This window comes from Kineococcus radiotolerans SRS30216 = ATCC BAA-149 (genome assembly GCF_000017305.1).
GTDB classification, from domain to species: Bacteria; Actinomycetota; Actinomycetes; order Actinomycetales; family Kineococcaceae; genus Kineococcus; species Kineococcus radiotolerans.
In genome coordinates this window covers 4,641,828-4,663,052 of record NC_009664.2, presented here as the reverse complement: position 1 = coordinate 4,663,052, position 21,225 = coordinate 4,641,828, and the positions used below count along the sequence as shown (strand labels likewise).

The window sequence follows — 21,225 nt, the reverse complement described above, 5'->3', positions numbered from 1 at the left end:
GTTCCCCCCGCTTGAGGAGCACCTCGGCGGAGGACTGGCCGGGAGCCTTCCTCGAGCATTGGTCTCAGACACCTGATGCCGAAGTCCGGTTCTCTTGGTCGTGGGCGTAGCTCAACGCGTCGCGCAGTTGATGTCGGTGGGCGATGCCCAGCTTGGGGAAGACCCGGTACAGGTGGGAGGAGACGGTGCGGTGGGAGAGGTACAGACGGTCGGCGATCTCCTTGTTCGTCAGACCTTCCGCGGCCAGCTGAGCGATCTGCAGTTCCTGCGCCGTCAGCATCCACGTGGTGGGGGCTTCGACGCGCTGGGAGGGCGCGCTGCCGGCGGCACGCAGCTCAGCCGTAGCGCGAACGGCGAGGGAACTGGAGCTCCCACCGGTAGCTTCGAACTGACGCAAGGCGTCACCGAGGTGCCTGCGTGCCTCCAGGACGCGGCGGGTTCGACGCAACCACTGCCCGTACAGCAGGTGGGTGCGGGCCACCTCCAGCGGGGCGCCGCTGCCCTCGCCCGCGGTCAGGGCCGCCTCGAAGTGATCGCCGGCCGCCGGCCCGTCGGAGAGCAGGGCGCGACTGCGATGCACGAGCATCGCCAGGAGACCTGACTGCAGTACTCCCGCGGCGTGCTCGACCTGGGCGACGAACTCTTCGACCTCGTCACCGCGCCCGCAGCGCACCGCGGCCTCGGTGAGGTCCGCCACCGCCCACTGCGCGTGGGCGCGGTGCAGTCCGACGGCGCGCATTTCTGCCAGCGCGTCGCTGTAGCGGCGCTCGTGCAGCGCGACGAGGCCGGCCGACCAGGAGATGTTGGCGGCGGCCTGCACGATCTGAGTGCCGGAGTGGTGCTGGCGGGCCCGTCGCACCGCGGCGGCGGCTTCCTGCGGGCGCCCAGCCCACAGGTAGGTACGAGCTAAGCCCGCCTCCGCAGCGGCGGCGACGACCGGCAGCCCCAGGTCCAGGGCCATGCGACGGGCGTTCTCCCCGTCGGCGCGTGCCTCGCCGACCTGACCGGCGATGAGGCGCAGGTTGGCCAGCAAGGCCAGTGACTGGCCGACGTCTCCTGAGGTGCCGCTGCGGTTGAACTCCTCCGCCGTCGTCGCCCACGCGAAGCGCGCGGTCGTCAGGTCGTGCAGGTGCTCCGCGACCTGCCCCACCCCGAGCAGCAGCGGTAGGTTGTCGCCCAGGGACCGGGCGAGGTCGGGCAGGACCGGTCGCATCACCTGCGCCCGGCCCAGGGGGTCCAGGGCGGCGAGCCCCAGCTGCTGGTAGTCGTCCCAGCCGCCGAGGTCGATCGCGGCCAGCGCGTCGTAGACCTCGCGGCGCTTCGCCGCGTCCTGGGCGATGTCGCCGGTGGTGCGGTTGATGACGCCGAAAGCCGCTGCGGTCAGGACGCGGGCCCGCACCTGGGGCAGGTCTGTCCCTGAGGCGCCGGCGAGCGCGTGGGCGAAGGCGAACTGGTCGGCGGTGTTGTCGTTGTCCTTGCCGATGTAGGTGCCCAGGATCCCGCGCACCTGCGAGAGCTCGTAGCGACGCTGGGGGGTCACGGCCAGCGGCTCAGCCAGCTGGATGGTCTGCTCGACGGTCTCGACCAGACCCGCCTGACGGGCCAGTTCCGCGGCCTGGATCAGGCGCCGGACCTGCTCGTCGGGGTCGGGGGACAGCTCGGCGGCCCGGCGCAGAGCAGCGGCGGCTTCGGCTCGGGCACCGCGCTCAGCAGCGTGGTCGGCGGAGGACTCCAGCGCCGCCGCGACGGACTCATCGCGCCCGAAGGTGGCCGCTGAGCGGTGCCAGGCAGCGCGTGCGCTGTCGGTGACCGCGGTGGCCAGGACCCGGTGGGCCGCGGCGCGCTCGATGACCGACGCGGCGCCGTAGACGGCCGAGCGCAGCAGGGGGTGACGCAGCTGGAGCCGGTCACCGATCACGGTGACCAGGTCAGCGCGTTCCAGGGCCACCAGGTCCTGAGGGCTCAGGCCCAGGACGTGCCCGGCGGTGAGCAGCTGCGGCAGGGAGGCTTCCTCGCCGGCGGCGGCCAGCAGCAGCAGGGTGCGGCTGTTCTGCGGCAGGTCCGCGACCTCGGAAAGGAACGCCGCTTCCAGGCGGCGGGTGGTGGGCAGCGGCGCGCTGGTCGGGGGCTGCTCGCCGAGACCGCGAGCGCGCAGGGCACTGGTGAACTCCCGCAGGGCCAGGGGGTTGCCGCCGGCCTCCTGCAGCACGCGCCGACGCATCGCCGCCGCCAGATCGCCGGAGGCGGCGACGGTGTCGAGGAGTTGCTCGGAGTGTTCGTGGGACAGTGCGGACAGTTGGATCCGGGCCGCGGCGGAGGACTGCAGGACCTCGCTGCCTCGTTCAGCGGGAGCGCTGTCACTGCCAGCGGTGCGGACGGTGGCCACCAGCAGGATCGGTGCCCCCTCCAGGCGGCGAGCCAGGAAGCCGAGGACCTCCGCACTGGAGGGGTCCAGCCACGGCGCGTCCTCGATGAGCAGCAGCAGCGGCTGGCTGGCCGCGACCTCCTCCAGCAGGCCCAGCACGGCCAGGCTGATGAGCAGCCGGTCCGGTGCCGGACCCTCCTGCAAGCCGAAAGCGGTCAGCAGGGCCGCACGCTGGCGAGGAGGCAAGGTCTCAGCCTGATCCAGCACCGGGTGCAGGAGCTCGTGCAGGGCCGCGAACCCAGCCAGCGCCTCACGCTGGAAGCCCGCGCAGCGCAGCCGGCGGACCCCCGCTGCGGTGGCGGTCTGGGCGAAGGCGGTGACCAGGGCCGTCTTGCCGATGCCGGCTTCGCCCTCGACCACTGCGACCTTGCCGACACCGGAGGCCGTGACCGACTCGAGCAGCTTCTGCAGCTCAGCCAGTTCCGGCTCGCGCCCGATCACGCTTAGCCCCTTCCCCCTCAACCATCGCCGGGCCAGGGGTGGGTCGCGTGGGCGTCTCGGCAACACGCCGACTCCACGCCACTCGTGCTCGGCGAAGCCACGCGCCGGCGCGGGCCGTGCCTAGGGTGCCACGGCAACAGCAACAACGCAACGACCTTGCGTTGTCCTGTCCTGGCACCGAGTTCTGGCGCCCAATCCTGGCGCCCACCAAGCAGTGGACAGCAGCCACCGACGACAGCCAGCGACAGCTCCACCCGCCACCCAGCGGGCACCGTGGTGCACCACGCACCGTTCATCGACTGCAGGCCCCCAGCGAGGAGACCCCGGGTGCGCTCAGATCGCGGAGGGGGTGCTCAAGCCGCGGACGAGCGCATCCAGCACCCGGCTGAGGCGTTCAGTGAAGCCATCCTCCACACCCCCCGCCAAGCCGTCTCCCAGGGCATCCCCCGAGGCATCCCCCGAGGCATCCCCCGCCTTAGGGGTAGACGTCGGCTGAGTCGTCTGGTGCCACAACGGGCCGGCGAGCACCACAGCGGTCGCCAGAAGCTCAGCGGCTCGCGGACGGTCCAGCGAAGGCACTTGCGCTGCGACGGCGTCGGCGACCTCACCCAGCGCACCGGCCCGGATCAGCTCATAGGTGCGAACACAGTCCGGCGCCGCCTCCGGCTCCAAGCTGAGCGGGACATGACCCATCAGATCGCAGAAGAGAGGGTGCTGGACGAAAGCAGAAGCCAGGATGCGACCAAGATCGTGCGCACTGATCGGCGCCTGGGCACCCAAGACGGCAGCGGTGACCTCCGCACCCCAGACGCGCCACTCCTGCCCGGCCAAGGTCAAGAGGATGTCTTCACGGGAGGCGAAGTAGCGACGAACACCCGAGACGTGGACACCGGCACGAGCGGCGATGGCGGTCAGAGTGAGAGTGCGCAGGCTCTGCTCACACGCCAAGGCCCGGGCCGCTTCCAGCAGATCCGTAGCACGCTGCTGCTTGCGCAGCGCAGACCGCGCGCGCTGAAAGCTGGGAGGCGGCACACGCTCAGGGTAACCACGACCCACCGCCCCACCCGGCACCGATGGAGACAGCTACCGTCAGTGAGTCGTCAGCAAGCCGCACTAACCGTGATACTCGTCGCTCTGCGAAGCGTGATGACTCGGATAGAAGAAAGCTTCCGCTGCCTCAGCTGAGGTCTACAAGGCCGACTGATAGTCAGCCCACCCACCCGCTCGTATTGGACTTCAATATTCGATGAGGCGTTCAGACGCGTCGATTCAATGTAGGCGCCGATCCACGTCACGCGCATCGGGAGTGTTGTGAGGGGTGCGGTCCGAGAAATTTGATGCGCCCCGCTCGTCGCATGCAGCCAGCTGGCCTGAACCCACCCAGCTTGGTGGCGAGTTGTTTCGGGCGAAATCATCGTGGCGAGGTAACCTGTCCGGCTTACCGTTTTAGCCACGCCAGGTGACGGAAATATTTTGCTTCCAGGTGGCAAATCCTGCCGCCCTCACGGGGTGCAGCACAAACATTGTTGCGGCGGCTGACGTGAGCAGGACTCGGAAACAACCGCATCTCGTCGTCGTTGTTCAGCGATGAATCAGCTCAATTGATGCCGGGCCGCGTGGCGGTTCTGTGCATTCGTCCCTTCACGTACCGACCCTCCTCTATGATCGGCCAAGCCGAGCACGCAGGACACGTGGGTGCAGGTGCATGGTGCAGGTGCATGGTGCACCTCCACCAGCCCTGCGAGTTCGCTGGGGCACCGCCGCGGCGCCCACACCGTCCGGTGTCCTTGAGTATCCGCAGTGTCGTCAAGGTTCAAGATCGAGCAAGGAGCGCCACGATGATCGGACGCGATCATGAATTGGCCCTCATGAACACCCTGGTCTCCACGACGCAAGACCAGGGACGCGCGGTCGTCATTGCCGGTGAGGCAGGGATCGGGAAGAGCACGCTCGCGGAGGAAGCCGCCCGCATGGCCCGCGCCGCCGGATTCCAGGAGCTGCGGTGCAGTGGCCGGCAGCAGGTGGCTGCATCAGGCTACGAAGGGTTGCGGGACCTGCTGCACCCGGTGATCAATGTGGCTCGCACCCTGCCGGCGCGCCAGCGCACAGCCTTGATGGCTGCTTTCGGAGACGATGGAACCGCGACACCCGACCACTTCCTCACGAGCTTGGCGGCGCTGGGGCTGCTGGAGGAGGTGGCCGCTCACCAACCTCTGCTGATCGTCGTGGAGGACCTGCAGTGGCTGGATCACTCCAGCGCCACTGTGGTGCAGTTCTTGGCGCGACGGTTGAGCAACGCCCCCATTCTGCTGGTGATGACCCTGCGCACCGACTCGCCCTTTGCAGATGTGGCGTGGTTGCCACCGGAAGACGTTCTCGTACTGGGTCCTCTCGACCAGAAGCAGTCTGGCGAGCTCCTGGATGCTTCCGGCGGCCCCGCCTCCGGTTGGCTGCGCCAGCGAGTCCTGGAGGAGGCTGCTGGCAATCCGTTGGCGCTGCGGGAGCTACCCGCTGCTCTGGCGGGTCTGCACGTCGATGGCGGCCCGCCGCCGGAGATGTTGCTGCAACGTCTGCCGGTCACTCAGCGATTGGAGGCCACCTTTGTCTCCGAGGCGGAGAATCTACCGGAAGGCAGCAGGCGCCTTCTGCTGCTGGCGGCTGCCGGCGCCGACCTGCCCATGCCGCAGCTGGCCGCAGCCGCCCGCTTGGCGGGCTTGACCGGTCTGAGTGGTCTGGGCGGTCAGCGCTACCGCAGTGACGACCTCACCCCGCTAGAGCGCTCTGGGCTGTTGGCTGTGCGTGAGGGTCGTTACCACTTTCGACACCCCCTCGTTCCTTCGGCAATCTACTCAGCCGCAACGGCAGCGCAACGAGCCGAGGCGCACCACCTGCTCGCATCCGCTGCACTAGACCCGGCCCGGGCGGCGTGGCACAAAGCGGCAGTGGCGGACGGCCCCGATGAGGTGGTCGCTGCCGCCCTGGTGGGCGCCGGGGAAGAAGCGCTTCGACGTGGTGCGCGTGCCGAAGCGGCGACAGCCTTCCATCGAGCCGCGCAACTGTCCCCGAGCACAGAGGACCGCGTGGAGCGCCTGGCACGAGCTGCCGAGACGGCGCGCCAAGCCGGCCGCAACCACTTCGCGACGCAGGTATTGCGGGAAGCAGTGCCGCTGGCGACCAGCGCCTTCACGGTCAGCGAACTGGCCTCCAGCGAGGTCGGTCTGGACGTCATGGCCGGTGTTCCGGCCCGTAGCGCCGAAAGCCTGCTGGCGACTGCGCGTCAGCTTGCGGGCCCCGGCGGAAAAGACGCAGGGATGGAACGCACCCACCTGCTCTGGGCTGTAGCCGTGCTGTGCGTCTCACGCCCGCACCCTGACCACGTCAAGCAGGCCGTGGCTGCGGAGTTGCTCGCCCTTGACCCAGGAGCAGCTCTCCCCTCCCAACAGACCGCGCTCGCCATGCTCGATCCGCTGACCTACGCTCCAGTGCTGCTGCCGCAGATGCCTGCGCTGCTGCCCCTGGTACGCACCGACCTGCGCGTTATGCTGGCCCTCGGCGCAGCCGCCGAGGCGCTGCACGACCTGCCCACCGCGATGGCCGCCTGGCTGGCAGGCAGGGAGCAGTTGCACCAGGTGGGCGCAAGTGGCGATGAAGCGCAGGTCCTGACCTCTCTGGCGCGGTTCAACGTCACCTTCGGTGATCTCACGTCAGCGCTGGATAACGCCGAGCTTGCGCTGCGGTTGGTCTCCGAATCCGTGATGGGCCCCGTCATGGCCGTCGCCTACGCCGCCGCCGCGCTCGCACACGCGTGGCGTGGCGACATCGAAGCGGCATCGACCGCCGTCCGTTTGAGCCGGCAGCCCGCTGGAGCGCCACGGTTGCAGGAAACAGCAGTTGCATCCTGGGCTGCAGGACTTGCCGCTCTGGGACAAGAGGATCACCGCAACGCGTGGCTGGAACTACAGGGAACGGCGGTGCATCCTGGGACGGCTGCGTGGGCGCTGGCGGACCTGACAGAGGCAGCGGTGCGCTGCGGGCAGGAAGCCGCGGCGCAACGGGCCGTGGACGCTGTCGAGCGGGCCGCTGCCATAGTCGCCTCGCCATACCTATGGACGTTGGTGCACCGCAGCCGTGCTCTGCTGAGCGACGACGAACAGGCGGAACGCCACTTCGTCGCATCCATCGAGTGCGGGCACACCAGCGCCGCCCTCCTGGAAACGGCGCGCAGTAGCCTGGCGTACGGCGAGTGGCTGCGTCGTCGGCGACGTCCACTGGATGCCCGCACGCACTTGGAGGAGGCGCTGCACGTCTTTGAGGCGCAAGGGGCGCGCCCGTGGGCTGAGCGGGCTCGTAGGGAGCTGCGAGCATCAGGCGCAGCGCGTTCGCTGGTCAACGCTGCCTCCTCCGTCGAGGAGATCCTTACGTCTCAGGAACGGCAGATCGCCGAGCTTGCCGCGCTCGGCCTGACCAACAAGCAGATCGGGGACCACCTCTACCTGTCCCATCGGACCGTCTCAAGCCACCTCTACCGTGTCTTCCCCAAGCTGGGCATCAGCAACCGCCAACAGCTGGCCCAGGTCATGCCGCCCGCACGGGAGACAACGAAGTTCTGAACACACGCCTGGGTGCCCTGACGGGAGCTTGCGGAAGCAGTCCAGCTCGCACGTCAACCGCAGCAACCTCAGGTGCAGATCAGGGCGAACCTCGTAGATGAGCCAAGCGTCGCAACGATCACAGCCGCATCGCGTTCGGCGGTTCCGATGGCCTGCGGTGTCGAGCGTGTCGTCCACCAGCAGCACGACGACTACAGCATCGACGTCGTCGCCCGCCACGGCTGACGCCCTTGCCGGCACCCTCAGCACCAGCACCAGCAGCCGAGCCCACCTGATGAGCGGCGGTGCGCTGGCCCCCTGGGTGGCGGCGGCACCGCCCCTCCCCGTGCCCGTCGTGGTGGGGCCGGTGCCGCGTCGTCGCAGGCGCTCGTGCACGACGCGTCCATCCTGCGTGGCCAGCTACACCACCTGCTTGTCGTGTCGCGGTTGCTCAAGGTCACTCTGGCGAACACCATGCTCACCCTCGTCGTGGCCGCGACGACGTCGGCAACGGCGAAGACATGGACGTCGGGGCGCGCCATGACAGGTGTGCGCCCCCGTGGCCACATCGACGGCCTGATGGAGCAACCGCGACAAAGCGGGCAACTCTGCGTGGTCGCTGCGGCGGGCGCTCGCAGCGCCTGCGTGACCTGCAACGCCCTGCGTCACCTGCAGCGCCTACCTGACCTGATGGCTGCTGCGCGCCTCCGACGGGCCACCACCGTCGGCTCCGCACCTTCGGAGCACCGGGCCGGCGACATGCCCCGACCGATGGATGCTCGCTTACCCGACCCTTATGACGAGCAGCGGTCTACTCGTTCACCCGGCAGGGCGAGCGACACCGCCCGATGTAGCCTGCGGACGCTCAGAAGTCCACCGGGTGGACGAGGCACCTTCGCCCGTGGAGTCAGCTCCTCCGCCTGACGCATTCGATGTCCGCGTCGATCTACCTGTCCCCGGAAGCCTCCCGCTCGGCTCCTCCTCCGATCTGCGGGCGGGTGAGCAACGCTAAAGCACGGCAGCGCAGCGTCATCACCGCACGCCCCTGCATATGGTCGGCCCCGGGACGCTCGGCGGCGCGATCGATCTCCACCTGCAACTCACTCAACCCGCGATCCAGCGCGTTCACGTAGTCCTGCCACCCCTGCGCGGAAGGCGGCGCACTGGTTGCAGCGTCCCCGGTGGAGACCGAGCGTGAGGCACGCAGCAACTGTTCGTGCAGAAGCGTCAGCTCGGCGCGCACCACGTCCGCGAACCGGGGGTGACACTCAGCAGCACGTTCCGCTGCAGACGTCACCATCGCGGTGACCATGGCCTGATCGATCGCGGATCGAGACATCGCTAAGGTCTGCTCATCGTGGGGTCGACTTCGCACCGACCGCGGCAGCGGTATCGACGTCGGTATTGGTATCGGCATCGGTATCGGCGCGTGTACGCACCTGGCAGCAGGGCCTGACACCACGGTAGGGGCTCGCAGCAATCGCCAGAGGGGCCACCTTTAACCACCTGGTACCAACAGTGCGCGCCGCCACGATGCGGGACACGCTCGGTGCTGCCGCGCGAGCGTATGACGGCGTGGGACACGGCGACGGCGTACTCCCCAGGACTGATGGAGGCCTGGTACGCGGTAGCAATCATGTGCTGGATGCGCTTTGCGGCTCACCAGCCCACAGGTGGCGCCGTTGCTCCTCGGTCAGCCCACCCCACACGCCGTTGCTCTCACCCTGGGCCAGGGCATACTGACGGCATCGGCGCAGCACCTGACACTCAGCGCACACCCCCAAGGCTGCGGCTTCGCGATGGCGGCGGCCTGTCCCTCGCTCCGTATCGTGGTGGAAGAGCAACTCCGGGTCCGCCTCCCGGCATGCACCCTGCAGTTGCCACCCCCAGGCAGCGAAGGTGGGGCTCATCATCGGTGCCGTTGACCTCATGCGAACTCTCCACTATTTCTTGGTGCTGCCCCCCGCGAACGGTGCCAGGAGGATTGGTACCGCAGAATTGTTGCCGGAGTATGGGTGCTGGAGGACTGGTGCCGGCTGCTCAAGGACGTGACGCGAGATCGGTGCATCCCCGTAGCGCCTCCTTGTCCGCCACTGCCCTATCGGAGTCAGCTCCACTCAAGGGCTGCGGAACCCCGCCACTGATCCGCGCTGGTTGCCAGGCGGCAGAGGAGACGCCGCCAGCGGCGGGCAGGGTCAGGACACCCGACTGTGCGGCAGCGCCACCGCGGGCGTAGAACACGAAATTGCCCAGCCCGTAGTCCACGAAGCCTTTACGCCCGTCTTTAGTGAGCCAGCCGTTGCCGAGCTGCACGTGAGCGTGCGAGCCCACCACCGCGTCAGCGCCGGCGCTGATGAGGTCGCCGGCCAGAGACTCCTGCCGCGGCAGGGGGCAGGTGTTGCGTTCCTGACCCCAGTGCATCAGCACGATCACCGAGTCCGCTTGCTCCTCCGCGGTCTTCACCGCCGCTAGCAGCAGCTTCTGTCCCGTCGCGTTCTGCACCGCAGCAACTCCGGGGTGCTCTTTCGTCGCCGTCCACTGCTGAACCAGTGAGGAGTCCAGCACCTGGGTGGCGGCCAGGACCGCCACCCGGTGACCCCGGATGTTGACCGTGTAGGGCCGGAAAGCCTGCTCGGCGTCCTGCCCGATGCCGATGAGGGGGAGCTTCGCGGCTCGCCCAGCAGCCAGGGTGTCCGAGAGCCCGACGCTGCCGTAGTCGAGGCTGTGATTGTTGGCCATGCCGATGACGTCCACGCCCGCGCCTCGCAGGGCCGTCAACGCCGCCGCCGGAGCCCGAAAGGTGTACTGCTTCGCGGCGGGCTGACCCCGCTCGGTGACGGCCGTCTCCAGGTTGACAAGGCTCAGGTCGGCGGCGCTGAGCACCGGAGCCACCGGACGCAGTCCGTCTGGCTGCAGTGCCGCCGCACTGGAGCCCTCGAAGTGAACATCGCCGGCGACGGCAACCGTAACCGGCCCCGGCGCATGGGCAACCCCCATCGCTTCGTCCCTGCCGGCCGTCGGTGCACTGGAACAGCCGCTCATCAGCAGCACGAGGACGGCCGCCGAGGGCACCCACCGCCGGAGGGAGGGCCTGTTTGTAAGAAGTCGAGGGGGTCGTGGCACGGGAGCAGGATGCTTGAGCGACATCCGCGACGGCATCCGTCGAGCGACTGTCATCTGCCGCCGCGACATAGTCGGTCCTGGGCGAACCCCGTCTGCGCTGTCGTGTTGCGCCTCTTCGAGGCGAGGCCACACCCGCCACATCCCATCGCGGATGACCCGCCGGATTCGAGCTAGAGGCCTTGACGGTGAGCAGAGCTCCAAGCCGTCCCCCGACGGTGTCGCGTACGGCAGCCGCGCTGGTCGTTGGAGGTATCGCGGACGAACGTTCATGTCAGGTCGACGTCCATGCCAGGGCAGCGTCCATGCCACGGCGGCATCACCAGCGGCATTGGCGTTGGTGGCCGTGACCGTGGCGGCGTGAATGTTGATGGTGGAAACCAGGGTGCTATGCACCTGATCGACACCGGTACCGCCGTCACGACCCCCGAAGTCCTGACGACGGTCGCGGATGCCCGCCGCACGCACCGCGGTCTCATCTAGAGATCGCGGTGCGTGCGTCTTCACTGCCGCCTGGTGTCTCAGCGGCGGGGCAGGGTCAAGGTGACCTGCTGGGTGCCGGTGTGCACCGCGTCCTGCACGTCGATCCGGTACAGACCGCTGGTGGGCAGCTTCACCGTCACGTCGCTCTGGTTCCGGCTCTTCGTGGTGTGCAACGGGGTCCCGTCCGGGGCGATCAGCGCGAACGTCCCCGTGGAGGACCCGTCGAGCTGGATCCGCGCCCGCTGCCCGGCCTTCGCTTCGAAGGTGTACGCCGCGCGGTCGGCCGGGCCGACCTTCGCCGTCACCGACGCGCTGGTGCGACCGGCCGGGAAGTCGATCTTCGTGGCCTCGGCCACCACCGGCAGGTCCCCGTGCACCCCACCCCCGTTGCCCGGCTCGGTGCCCGTGCTGGGCTTCGCGGGCTTGGTCGGCTTGGCGGGCTTGGTGCTGGCCGGGATGGACAGGTCCAGGCGGTAGCTGGAGGGGCGGGTGGAGACGATGTCCACGTAGTAGCGCCCCGTCTCGGGCAGGCGGTAGGTGAAGTCCGACTGCCGGGAGCTGTGCGCGTCGTGCACCGCCGGACCAGTGGGGCCGACGAGGGTCCAGGTCTGGGCGGAGGTGGAGCGGGCCAGGTGGAAGCTGGCGGTCTGCCCGGCCTTGGCGTCGAAGACGTAGCGGTCGTCCTCGCCGGGACCGACCGTCCCCTTCACGCTGGCAGCGGTGGCGCCGTGGGCGAAGTGGATGACCGTGGCGGCGGGGACGCCGTGGGCGCCGGAGCCGGTACCGGTGCCGGTGACCGGGCCGGCGGCGCTGGCCACGCCGGCGCCCGCGAGCAGCGCGGCGGCGGTGAGGACACCGGCGGTGACAACCTTGCGGTGCTGGGTGCTCATGGTGCTTGTGACCTTTCGAACGGGTGCGGAGGTTCGGTCGCACTGTCTGCGTGTCCGGCTCCGTCATTGGGTCAGACGCATCAGGTGGCGTGGCTGTTACATGCACTTCAAGCAGGTTCGTCCCAGTGGTTGATCTCTGCGATGGCACTAGGCGGAGGTGCTTTGGAGGGCCGCGGGCAGGAGCCAACTCACCGTCCGGGGAAGGCCGCTTCACAGCGGGCAGCGACTCGGAGCAGGTCAGACGGCGCCCAGGCCTGACCGTCGCGGCGGTCAGACGGGTGCGGGGGTCAGACGGGTGCGGGAAGCTTCATGGCCGCGCGCAGGGTCGCCAGCCCGCGGCTGGCGTTGACGCGCACCGCACCGGTGGTCATGTCGAGGATGTCGGCGATGCGCTCGTCGTCCATCTCGTCGAGGTAGCGCAGGGCGACCACCGAGCGCTGCTTGGTCGGCAGCGTGCGCACCGCGGCGAGCAGCGCGTCGCGGCCAGGGAAGCGCTGGGTGACGCCTTCGGCGTCGGAGGGATTACGCAGCAGGCCGCGGGCCAGGCGTTACAGCGCCAGTCCGCGAGCGGCGGCAAACTCCTCATAGCGCAGTTCCACCCCGGCCACCCCTCGGACGAGAGTCGCGGGCCGGGTCGCGGGCCGGGTGGTGAGGCTCACTGCGGCCCGGTGAGCTTCTTCAGGCCCGCGTCGGCCAGGCCGGCCGCTGTCGACGACAGCACATCGGGGTCGGTGCGGACGAGGTCGGCGCTCACGTCGACGACGATCCCGTCGTTCTCCAGCACCGCCCGCACCCGCCACAGCGACCCGCCCTCCATGTCCTGAACCTTCGCGTAGGCGGTAACGACGTCCGGGCCGGTGCTGCCGTCACCGACCATGGTCCAGGCGGTGGTCTCCAGATCGGGAAGCGAACCGGCCTCGCACGCGGCGATCTGGTCACGAGCCACCTGCACGTAGTCCTCCGCCCCGTCGCTGGCGAAGCGGCGCACGGTCTGGGAGACGACTTGTCGCGCGTCGTCGCCGGGCACGGCCCACGTCACGCTGCGCCCACCCAGCAAGGTCGCCGCAGCGAACACCTCGTCCACACACAACCCAGCGTTCACGTCCGCCCCGAACTCCTCGACGGTGCCGCTGTCGCGGGTCGCCCCGGGCAGCACCGCGGTCGCGGTCTCGTCGTCGAGCATGTCGGTGGCCGCGACCGGCTGGGCCTGCGGGCGCCCGTTCGGGGCGGGACCGGCGATCACCGTCGGGTCCGGCGAGGCGCCGAACCCGTCGCCGAGGATCCCAATTCCGGTCGGTACGGCTACCACCAGTGCGAACGCGGCGAGCGTGGCGCGGCGGCGGGTGCGGATGCGCCCGGCCCGCCGGCGCGCGCCGGTCAGCAGCTCCTCCGTCCCCAGCGGGTGATCGGATAGGTCGTGGCGGCGCAGGGCGCGGACCAGCGGGTCGTCGCCGTCGGTCTCCGTTGATCCGGGCATCGTGTCAGCCCCTTCGTCACAGTGTGCAGGTCAAGCGCCTCGGTGGGTCCGCGCGCTCCTGGTCGTCTCCTCGCCGGTCTTCGCGGTGGGGAAGCCGACACGAGGAGGACGTAGCCGCGCCCGTCCCCGTTACACCACCTCCACAAGCTTTCCCGCCGCCACCTAAACAATCCGCCCCCATCCAGTCACCGCCCGCGGCGACCGTCCCGCCGACCGTCCCGCCGGCCGTCCCGCCGGCCGTGTTATCGCGGCGTTGCCGTGGGGCGAAGCAGGAGCATGGTCCCTGGTCGCCTCTGCTCTGGCGCTTGTGTGAGGCCGGGGTGGGCCACGACAGCGGGCCGTGACTCTGCTCGAGGGGTTCAGGTGCTCAGGTGCTCAGGTGCGCTGGTTGAGCGCCGGCCGCTTGCCACGACCCACGTGCGGAGGAGAGGGTCGCAGGCGGATGCCGTTGGCGACCTCATCGACCTTCGCCTCCCGGTAGATGGCCAGCACCCACCGCAGGGCCTCGGAGAAGTCAGCGCGGAAGTGGCGGTAGCCACGCGGGGTGGACACCTGGGTGCCGAACTGGAACCGCAGCTGCTCCCAGGTGACGACCACGGGCTTGCGCAGGTAGCTCATCCGGTACGTCAGCCACGTGTACACGTCCAAGCGCAACGGGGAGCCGCGCAGCAGCCGCAGCGCGCCGATGTCGACGGGGACGGGGCGGTGGGTGACTTCCTCGTACAGCTCCGCGCTGAGGGTGACGCTGGAGGGCAGTGCCACCTCGGCCGCTACCGCCGTCTGCTTCGCACCTCGCGGGGCGGCGGCCTTGGCGCCTTGCCGGGTGGCCGGCTTGCCGGCTGGCCCAGCAGCCTCGACAGGGTCGGCGGTTTTGGCGTTGCGCTGGGTGGTGGTCCACAGCTCGTAGCGAGACGCGATGAGCAGGTTCTGCCCCGCCTCCTGACGCACCTGACGACGCTGTCCTCGCGGGGACGGGTCGGTCTCTGTACTGATGTCGAGGTGCTCGACGTAGTGCACGGAGAGGCGGGCGTTGAACAACCGCCGGGCCTGGTCCTTCAGCCGGCGGATCTGCAGCCCGGTGATGGGCAGCTCCAACTGCCGGCAGAAGTCGCTGAGGGACTCCCCCAGCGGGATGGTGCGGCTCTTCGTCCGCACCGCCTCCGTCGTCAGCCACGCCAGCAGCGACCGCGGCAGGGTCCTGTAGGGGTAGCCGATCAACTCCTACACCCCGTCCGGGTCCAGCAGCGAAACATTGGGCTGCAGAGTGAGGGTGAGGCCACCGTTGCGGCGCTGCCACACGGGCAGGTCCCCGGGGTCGCGGTAAGGCAGAGACGTCTGGGCGAAGACGCGGGCGAGGTAGCCGATGTCGGCGTGGGCCTGGTCCCACAGCTGGGCGGCCTCATCGAGCCAGGCGAGGTCGTCGCGTGGAGGCCGACCAGGCCGGGAGGTCACGACATCAGCCTTCCACGTGGGCGCCTGCTGGTCACGCACCAGCGGGAAGCGTGTTGACGCGCGACCGCTGCCCCATACGAGACACCCGACGAGAAGCCCATGTGTGCCCACCCATCCAGGCGTCAGGGTGGTGGCTCGGCCTAGCCAGCTCTCTCTACGCCCTGCCTACGCCCTGACCACGCCTTGGTCCTCACCTGGTGAGGACAGCGATCGCAGACCGGTACTCGACCTTGGTGCGGGCGTTCGCGAGCGCCGTGGTGAGCCTGGGGACGGATGCGCTGAGGGGGTGCTGGTGGGCGGGCTGAGGGGCTCGTGGGTGTCCACAGGTGGGGGTGGACGGTGGGAGCGGTCCACGTATTTCTGGCGCCGCCTGGGGTGGGGTGCTTGTGCGGGAGGGTACGTATTTCTGGCGCCGCCGTTACGTATTTTTGGCGCCGCCCCCATGAGCATCGTCGCAGGTCAGCGGCGGTGTGGGTGGGTCCCCCTGTAGCTTCTTCCTGTACATCTTTACCTGTAGTCGTCAGCGCCAACTGTGAACATCGAGCGCTGGGTACAGCTCGCGGACGGCACGGGTCACTGCGAGCGCGGCAGCTGGCGGCGATGAGGCGGCATGCGTCGCGGGGTGACTTTGGGGCCGGCTTTGAGCCGGCTGCGGGCCCATTGGGGAGGCCGGGGCCGGACCGGGTGATGGGCTGGGTCACGGGCCGGGTGATGGGCTGGGTCACGAGCTGGGTCACGGGCTGGGTCACGAGCTGGGTCACGGGCTGGGTCACGGGCTGAGTCATGGGCCGACTTGTGGCAAGGTCGATGCTCACCTGACAGCCCATTCCGGTATGCGGTGGCTTCACCGGGTCCGTGGTCGTGCGTCATGGACGGATGGATAAGGGGCAGCCCACAGCCAGTGCACGAGGGCAGCCCCTCGAAAAAGACTGTCCTGCAGGCGTTGGGGTTGCGCTACGAGGCCAGGCAGTCTGTGTCGCAACGACTCCGCGCCACGCCGGTGAGGCCCTCCTATGACGGGGAAGTGATCAACAGTCGTACCGTCTCCCCTGTCGGGCTCCTGCCCAACTCCCGACGACCCGAACGACCCGGTCCCACCCCCCACCTGCAGGAGGAACCCCCGTGAACAAGGCAGAGATGGTCGACGCCCTCGAGACACGTCTCGGCGGCCGCAAGGAAGCCACCACCGCTGTGGAGGCGGTCATCGAGCTCATCCAGCTCACCGTCGCCAAGGGCGACAAGATCGCCATCAGTGGGTTCGGCACCTTCGAGAAGCAGGTCCGCAACGCCCGCACCGGGCGCAACCCCCGCACCGGCGAAGCCGTCAAGATCAAGAAGACCTCCGTGCCGCGCTTCCGCCCCGGCACCGCCTTTAAAGAAGTCGTCTCCGACACCAAGGCCCTGCGCGCCTACCAGGCGGAGCTGAAGGCCAAGGCCACCGGCACCGCACCTGCCGCGAAGACGGCCGCCGCCAAGACGACGACCCCGGCCCGCACGGCGTCGGGTACACGAACCACCAGTGCTGCGGGAACGGCTGCGACGAAGACCGCCGCCAAGAGCGCCCCGGCTCGTACGACGGCTGCGGCGAAGAAGGCAGCTCCGACGACTCGCACCACGGCTGCTGCTAGCAAGTCGGCCCCGGCCAAGACCACCACCCGTCGGGTCGCCAAGAAGGCCTGACCTGTAGCCGCCGTACGCACCGGGCGTAGTCACCGCAGACTGATCTGAACTGATCTGACACGAACCGGGGCGGGTCGAGCGGGAGTATGAGGCCCCGCACCCTCGGGGGGTGCGGGGCCTCAGACCGTCTAGGACGAGATCCGTCGCTTCCGTGACCCATCCCCCACTGAGCGCATACATCGCATGCATCTCGCCCCCGCGTCTTCACCGTGGGCTCCTCACGAGGTCTCGACCTCGCGGTGGCCTCGAGCGCGCGGTGGCCTCGCGCACGCCGGCCTTTCGCCTCCGTCTGTCTGGGTGAGGCGCACCCGCCGGGTGGGTGAGTAGCCGTGAAGCAAGTCTCCACCTGCGCCGAGACCTGTGCAGTGCACCAACAAAGTGACGCCCTGGCGGCCTGGTGGCGCCAGCTTTCACCCGCCATCCGGACTGAACTGGTGAGGTTGCCGCCCACCGCGCACCTGCCGGCCGCCCTCGCCGGGCAGCTGCGTTCCTTCGGCGTCGACGTCGCCGACATCGGTGTGACCCAATACGTGAGGGGGCAGGCGGTCACTGTCTACGCCCAGCCGCGAAGCCTGCTGCGCTTCCTGGCTGCAGCGCGCATCTGGGTCGCCATCAAGGCCCCGCCACCACCAGCGCTGCGATCCGCGCTGCAATGAGCAGCGGGGTGCAGCCCCGTGATCGGCGAGGCGATGCCCACCGAGGGGGCGCTCCCCGAGGCGATGCCTCCCGAAACGGTGGGGGTCGAAGCGCTGACGGGTGAACGTGTACGCATCCTGCCCACCGATCCCCGTGACATGGCCCGCTTCGCCGTGCGCTGGGCCCATAGCGTCCACGCCGCCATCCACCCGATCCCGCGAACGCAGTGACCAGCGCCGTCGCGGACGTCGCTGCAGGCGGTGGTGTGGGGGCTGGCCGCGGCCGCGGACTTCGAAGACTGCATCACGGCTGATCACACCGCGGCTCTGCTGGCCCGCGAGGCGGGCGTCGGGGACCGGGTACGGAACGGTGCATCAATGCGGCTGTCGAAACGGTGCATCATCGCGGCTGGCGACGTGGCCGCTCATCCTCGGTCTCGACAGCAGGGGGCATCAAGGACGGTGGAGGACTCGCGCGGTAGCCACGGGGCGGCTGTGGACGACGCCGGCAGCAGCGGACGCGCAAGCGCCCCCGGCCACGTCGTCACCTCTGTCAGCGCTGACCCACCGGCCTGGCTCGCCGCGTGAGCAGCACCTACCGGCCAGCGTGACCGGTAGGTGCTGCTCCGCACCAGCAGCCGCACCCGAGCAGCCGGGGCGGTTCGTGCTGGCCGGGGTCAGCGCCGCGGCCGGGACGGTGACGTTGTCGCGGTTGTGGTGTTGTCGGGGTGGTGACGTCGTCACGGTGACCGAGGCCGGACGTGGTCGACCGGTCGCGAGCCGGTATCCCGCGAGACGTCACGCGGACCGTTGCAGGCGGCGCAGTGCCCGCAGACGTCTCATCCCGGGAACGACCGCGGTAAGCAGCCATCCCACCGCCCCCGCCACGGTGATCACCACCCCCCACGACCTCGTCGGGGTCGACTCCGGCCAGCGCTGATCGAGCAGCCACACCAGCAACGCACAGGCCAGGCAGGACCCGACAACGACCACAACAGCGATGGCCAGACCCCGCCGCACCCGCCGCGCCCATCCTGCGGCGTAGGCCAGCCCCAGCTCCCGCAGCGCCGCCTCTGGCGGCCACCGGCCCTCGCTCACGCTGTCGTGCACGAGCTGCTGGGTCGCTGCATCAAGAGGTTGGGAGAAACGCTTGGCGTAGGGAGCTTCCTCATCGGCGTGGTGGTAGCTGCTGATCGCCCCCACCAGCATCGAGCCGCTCCCCACCACCAGGCTTGCCCAGTCACCGGTAGCGGCCAGCAGGACCCCCGCGACGAAGGTGACCCAGAAGAACGAGCCGGCCGCCTCATCCCAGGACGGGCGGTGCCAGCGACGTGGGGGCGTCGCCCACCGTCCGGCGCTGCTGCTCACCCCGTCACCGAGCCCACCGGGGCCACCGAGCCCACCGGGACCACCGGGTTCGTTGCGCCCACCGCGGCAGGCCACCACCGGTCAGCGCTCGACTGCGCTACCTGCCCTGCTTGCTCTACCCGCCTTGCGCTCACGGCGGGTTGCCTGTCCTGCGCATCCTCGGCCGTTCCTCACCGGAACCGTTCTCTCGCCGGGACCGCCTCTTCACCGGCGGGGGCGGTGGTCATGCTCATCGTCGGTGGCCTCGAAGGACCCCGAGGACCCCTTGGTGCTGAACGCCGACCACAGGTTGAAGACGACGATGGCGACGACGACGAGGCACCAGAAGATCATGAAGGGACGTGAGTCTGTGTCCTTGAAGCTGCTGATGCCGAACACCAGCATGCCCGCCCCGACGAACGCGCCCAGGACGGCGGCCGGCTTGCTGGGCTTGAAGCGGTAGCGCACCGCCGGAAGCTAACAGGCCTGCACTCCGACGCCTGACGATGCCGAGGCAAATCACCCACACGGACGCGCCCCACCCGGCGCCCACCCGACGCCCACCCGACGCACCCTGACCGACGTCACGGTCATCGCGCTGGCCTGGCACTGAGCGGCCTCGGGTCACCCGCTCGGTCGGGAAGTCGCTGGCAGGCTGAGGAGCCACAGGACATGCTGCTGCGGTGAAGGACTGGAGCGGCTACCCCCTGCAGCCGGGGGAACCGGAGTACACCGACGACGACCTCTTCTGAGACGGCACCCGCACCTACCACCTGACCAGCGACCGCCTCTGGAAGCGCGAAAGCGACCTGCTCAACGCCGCCGACGTCATGGTCTTCAACCTCCTCGACTGCAGCCCCAACCCCCGCGTGGGGTCCAAGCGTGTGGCCACCGACGCCGAACGACGCAAGATCATCAAAGCCGGCCTGGTCCGCTTCGTGAACAACGAAGGCGGGCTGCAGCGCTGGGAGAGCGAAGACGGCAAGGTGCTCGCCCTGCTCATCGGCGAGCTACGCAGCCCACGCATCCCCTTCTAGCATCAGCGCTCCGTCGCTACCCGCAGCCGAGGCTTCAACCGCACGATCATCCGCGATGTGCGCGCTGACGCTGGCGGCTGGCGACTTCACTCATCTGTCGAAGTACGGACGGTGCCCGAGCACGGATCAGGCTGGTGGTGCTCTCAGCTGAGCGGGGCGAAGCCGTTCGGAGACGCCTCCACCACGGCACGGGCTGCGGCACTGAGAGCGTCGCCGTCCAAGGAGTACGAGGCGTCGACGCGCTCCGCGGTGAGGTCGTCGTGCACCTGGCCGTCAGCACCCGCCAGCTCTTCGTACTCCTGGCGTGCCCGCTCGATGATCGAGGCGACGGCGTCCAGGCCCAGGAAGCGGTAGGCCTGCAGCACCCGGGGCAGGGGGTACTCGAGGTCCTCGCCGTAGTTCTCCACCGCGTCCAGCAGGCCGCCGTTCATGACGCTGCCGTGGAAGGTCAGCGCGACGTGCAGAGCCTCATCCCCGCGGTGGGTCTTGATGGCCGGAGCGTCCCACTCGCACGCACGGTTCCACAGGGCGTCGAACTCCTCATCCGTCACAGGCGCGACGGTACTGGGCGCGCCTCCTGGGTGGGTCGCTCCTTGCAGACGCGGGCGCAGCCACCGGTCAGGATGGTCCCCGACAAGCATCCGGTCATCCCGCGCTCAGTGCGCTTCTGCCGACCCGTCGATACGACGCAGCGTCCGGAGCAGAGCAGGGTCTAGGGCAGTCGTAGCGCCCAGCACCTCGACTCCCAGCAGACGACCCGCGGTGCTGAAGTCAAGGATCACCTCGTACTCCTTCGACCCCGTGTCCACGATGACCTGCTCCAGTGCGAGGTCGGTGCAGTCGCCACTCAAGTCGATGTAAGCCGCGTCGACCTCCGCGTCCCAGGTGCCGTCCATGGCCCTAGCCTGCCGCAACGAGCACACGGCCGATCTACCGGTCATCCCGCGCTGCGGTACGTCTTGGGCCCAGAACGCGCCCCGTGCCTCGATAGCCTGCTGCGGTGACGACCGAGCACGAGCACGGCCTGGCCAAGGCCGTCTGGACCGAGGCCGACTTTGCCGACATGGGCTGGCACGACGCCACCATGTGGTCCTTCACCATCCAGAAGACCGAAGAGCCCTACGCCGAGGACGTCGACTGGCTGATGGACCGCCTCGTCATCGACCTCGACTACATCACCCGCTGGGTCGAGCCACCCCGCCGCCGACTGCGGGACCCACGCCGCGGCCTCTACGACTTCTGGGTCGCCCCCGCCACGCTGATCTTCCACCGCGTGATGGACCTCAACATCGGCATGAACACCGCCGGCGGCACAGGCTGGCTGGACATCTCCGACATCACCCGCACCACTGAGGGCTGGCACATCGCCGGATCCGACTTCGACGTGCGCTTCCGCGCAGAGGGCTTCCGTCAGACCTTCCGACGCCTCCCCATCTTCAGCCAGTCCCAGCACCTACTCCTAGCCCAACGCGGCGGCTACAGCACCAGCGAAGACGCCGTGCACATCTGAGGCCCCGCCTCGTGAGCACCGCTGCAGCCGCAGTAGCCGCGCTCCGCGCGGTGAGACGACTTCACGGTCATCCCGCCGTCCGCGCGGTCATCCCGCGTTGTGCGCGGTCCTGAGCTGCCGGCGATGCCCCGGACACGGC

Annotated in this window: 21 protein-coding genes; 7 read left to right on the top strand and 14 right to left on the bottom strand. The window is 69.3% G+C overall.

Translation table 11 applies throughout. The features are described 5' to 3' along the window. Positions 1–64: 64 nt before the first annotated feature. Positions 65–2,866, bottom strand: coding sequence for a helix-turn-helix transcriptional regulator (locus tag KRAD_RS22300; protein WP_049821361.1), 2,802 nt, complete (start codon positions 2,864–2,866; stop codon positions 65–67). A 333-nt stretch (positions 2,867–3,199) separates the two neighbouring features. Further along, positions 3,200–3,898, bottom strand: a complete 699-nt coding sequence (locus KRAD_RS22295; protein ID WP_049821360.1) for a TetR/AcrR family transcriptional regulator — start codon at positions 3,896–3,898, stop codon at positions 3,200–3,202. Between the two features lie 806 nt (positions 3,899–4,704). Between KRAD_RS22295 and KRAD_RS22290 the strand changes: the two genes are divergently transcribed. Both KRAD_RS22290 and KRAD_RS26250 read left to right on the top strand, forming a co-directional pair. Next, entirely contained in the window at positions 4,705–7,476 is a 2,772-nt protein-coding gene (locus KRAD_RS22290; protein WP_012087976.1) for a helix-turn-helix transcriptional regulator, read from the top strand. Positions 7,477–7,548: 72 nt separating this feature from the next. After that, positions 7,549–7,701, top strand: a complete 153-nt coding sequence (locus tag KRAD_RS26250) for a hypothetical protein (RefSeq protein ID WP_157873715.1) — start codon at positions 7,549–7,551, stop codon at positions 7,699–7,701. 700 nt (positions 7,702–8,401) lie between these two features. Here KRAD_RS26250 and KRAD_RS22285 read toward each other — a convergent pair. The 8 genes from KRAD_RS22285 to KRAD_RS22250 all read right to left on the bottom strand — a co-directional run bounded on the left by KRAD_RS22285 (position 8,402) and on the right by KRAD_RS22250 (position 14,877). Next, entirely contained in the window at positions 8,402–8,794 is a 393-nt protein-coding gene (locus KRAD_RS22285; protein ID WP_041292381.1) for a hypothetical protein, read from the bottom strand. A 295-nt stretch (positions 8,795–9,089) separates the two neighbouring features. Then, positions 9,090–9,365, bottom strand: coding sequence for a WhiB family transcriptional regulator (locus KRAD_RS25345; RefSeq protein ID WP_275263112.1), 276 nt, complete (start codon positions 9,363–9,365; stop codon positions 9,090–9,092). 130 nt (positions 9,366–9,495) lie between these two features. After that, complete coding sequence (locus tag KRAD_RS22275) at positions 9,496–10,497, bottom strand: CapA family protein (RefSeq protein ID WP_238985870.1); 1,002 nt, start codon at positions 10,495–10,497, stop codon at positions 9,496–9,498. Positions 10,498–11,096: 599 nt separating this feature from the next. Further along, the gene (locus KRAD_RS24760) at positions 11,097–11,948 is read right to left on the bottom strand and encodes a hypothetical protein (RefSeq protein WP_012087971.1); all 852 of its coding nucleotides are present in this window, start codon (positions 11,946–11,948) and stop codon (positions 11,097–11,099) included. Between the two features lie 287 nt (positions 11,949–12,235). After that, entirely contained in the window at positions 12,236–12,421 is a 186-nt protein-coding gene (locus KRAD_RS27350) for an RNA polymerase sigma factor (RefSeq protein WP_275263111.1), read from the bottom strand. 182 nt (positions 12,422–12,603) lie between these two features. Continuing rightward, the gene (locus tag KRAD_RS22260) at positions 12,604–13,425 is read right to left on the bottom strand and encodes a sensor domain-containing protein (RefSeq protein WP_012087970.1); all 822 of its coding nucleotides are present in this window, start codon (positions 13,423–13,425) and stop codon (positions 12,604–12,606) included. Between the two features lie 375 nt (positions 13,426–13,800). After that, positions 13,801–14,643, bottom strand: a complete 843-nt coding sequence (locus tag KRAD_RS24755) for a replication protein RepA (protein ID WP_012087969.1) — start codon at positions 14,641–14,643, stop codon at positions 13,801–13,803. 3 nt (positions 14,644–14,646) lie between these two features. Beyond that, entirely contained in the window at positions 14,647–14,877 is a 231-nt protein-coding gene (locus tag KRAD_RS22250) for a hypothetical protein (protein WP_157873714.1), read from the bottom strand. Between the two features lie 1,122 nt (positions 14,878–15,999). Between KRAD_RS22250 and KRAD_RS22245 the strand changes: the two genes are divergently transcribed. The 3 genes from KRAD_RS22245 to KRAD_RS22235 all read left to right on the top strand — a co-directional run bounded on the left by KRAD_RS22245 (position 16,000) and on the right by KRAD_RS22235 (position 17,423). After that, complete coding sequence (locus KRAD_RS22245; protein WP_012087965.1) at positions 16,000–16,557, top strand: HU family DNA-binding protein; 558 nt, start codon at positions 16,000–16,002, stop codon at positions 16,555–16,557. Positions 16,558–16,886: 329 nt separating this feature from the next. Next, on the top strand, positions 16,887–17,213 hold the full coding sequence (locus KRAD_RS22240) for a hypothetical protein (RefSeq protein WP_012087964.1): 327 nt from the start codon (positions 16,887–16,889) through the stop codon (positions 17,211–17,213). Positions 17,214–17,231: 18 nt separating this feature from the next. Continuing rightward, on the top strand, positions 17,232–17,423 hold the full coding sequence (locus KRAD_RS22235; protein WP_012087963.1) for a hypothetical protein: 192 nt from the start codon (positions 17,232–17,234) through the stop codon (positions 17,421–17,423). Positions 17,424–17,990: 567 nt separating this feature from the next. Here the strand turns inward: KRAD_RS22235 and KRAD_RS22230 are convergent. Continuing rightward, complete coding sequence (locus KRAD_RS22230) at positions 17,991–18,560, bottom strand: hypothetical protein (RefSeq protein ID WP_012087961.1); 570 nt, start codon at positions 18,558–18,560, stop codon at positions 17,991–17,993. Positions 18,561–18,764: 204 nt separating this feature from the next. Further along, positions 18,765–19,007 carry a hypothetical protein gene (locus KRAD_RS22225; protein WP_012087960.1) on the bottom strand — a complete coding sequence of 81 codons (243 nt, stop codon included), beginning with the start codon at positions 19,005–19,007 and terminating at the stop codon, positions 18,765–18,767. Positions 19,008–19,423: 416 nt separating this feature from the next. On the opposite strand from KRAD_RS22225, the gene KRAD_RS22220 reads away from it, so the two are divergent. Further along, positions 19,424–19,576 (top strand): hypothetical protein, encoded by a 153-nt coding sequence (locus KRAD_RS22220; protein ID WP_157873713.1) that lies wholly within the window; start codon positions 19,424–19,426, stop codon positions 19,574–19,576. A 143-nt stretch (positions 19,577–19,719) separates the two neighbouring features. Here the strand turns inward: KRAD_RS22220 and KRAD_RS22215 are convergent, their stop codons facing one another. After that, positions 19,720–20,127: a DMP19 family protein gene (locus tag KRAD_RS22215; RefSeq protein ID WP_049821359.1), complete on the bottom strand. Its 408-nt coding sequence runs from the start codon at positions 20,125–20,127 to the stop codon at positions 19,720–19,722. A 105-nt stretch (positions 20,128–20,232) separates the two neighbouring features. Next, positions 20,233–20,472: a DUF2283 domain-containing protein gene (locus KRAD_RS22210; RefSeq protein ID WP_157873712.1), complete on the bottom strand. Its 240-nt coding sequence runs from the start codon at positions 20,470–20,472 to the stop codon at positions 20,233–20,235. A 104-nt stretch (positions 20,473–20,576) separates the two neighbouring features. Here KRAD_RS22210 and KRAD_RS22205 point away from each other — a divergent pair, with 104 nt between their 5' ends. Beyond that, positions 20,577–21,086: a hypothetical protein gene (locus KRAD_RS22205; protein WP_012087957.1), complete on the top strand. Its 510-nt coding sequence runs from the start codon at positions 20,577–20,579 to the stop codon at positions 21,084–21,086. Positions 21,087–21,225: the final 139 nt, after the last annotated feature.

What these genes read in the sequence shown, in the direction of transcription:
- KRAD_RS22285 (WP_041292381.1), bottom strand. Translation starts at nt 8,794, where the DNA reads ATGTCTCGATCCGCGATCGATCAGGCCATGGTCACCGCGATGGTGACG.
- KRAD_RS22275 (WP_238985870.1), bottom strand. Translation starts at nt 10,497, where the DNA reads ATGAGCGGCTGTTCCAGTGCACCGACGGCCGGCAGGGACGAAGCGATG.
- KRAD_RS22260 (WP_012087970.1), bottom strand. Translation starts at nt 13,425, where the DNA reads ATGCCCGGATCAACGGAGACCGACGGCGACGACCCGCTGGTCCGCGCC.
- KRAD_RS22210 (WP_157873712.1), bottom strand. Translation starts at nt 20,472, where the DNA reads ATGGACGGCACCTGGGACGCGGAGGTCGACGCGGCTTACATCGACTTG.
- KRAD_RS24760 (WP_012087971.1), bottom strand. Translation starts at nt 11,948, where the DNA reads ATGAGCACCCAGCACCGCAAGGTTGTCACCGCCGGTGTCCTCACCGCC.
- KRAD_RS25345 (WP_275263112.1), bottom strand. Translation starts at nt 9,365, where the DNA reads ATGAGCCCCACCTTCGCTGCCTGGGGGTGGCAACTGCAGGGTGCATGC.
- KRAD_RS22290 (WP_012087976.1), top strand. Translation starts at nt 4,705, where the DNA reads ATGATCGGACGCGATCATGAATTGGCCCTCATGAACACCCTGGTCTCC.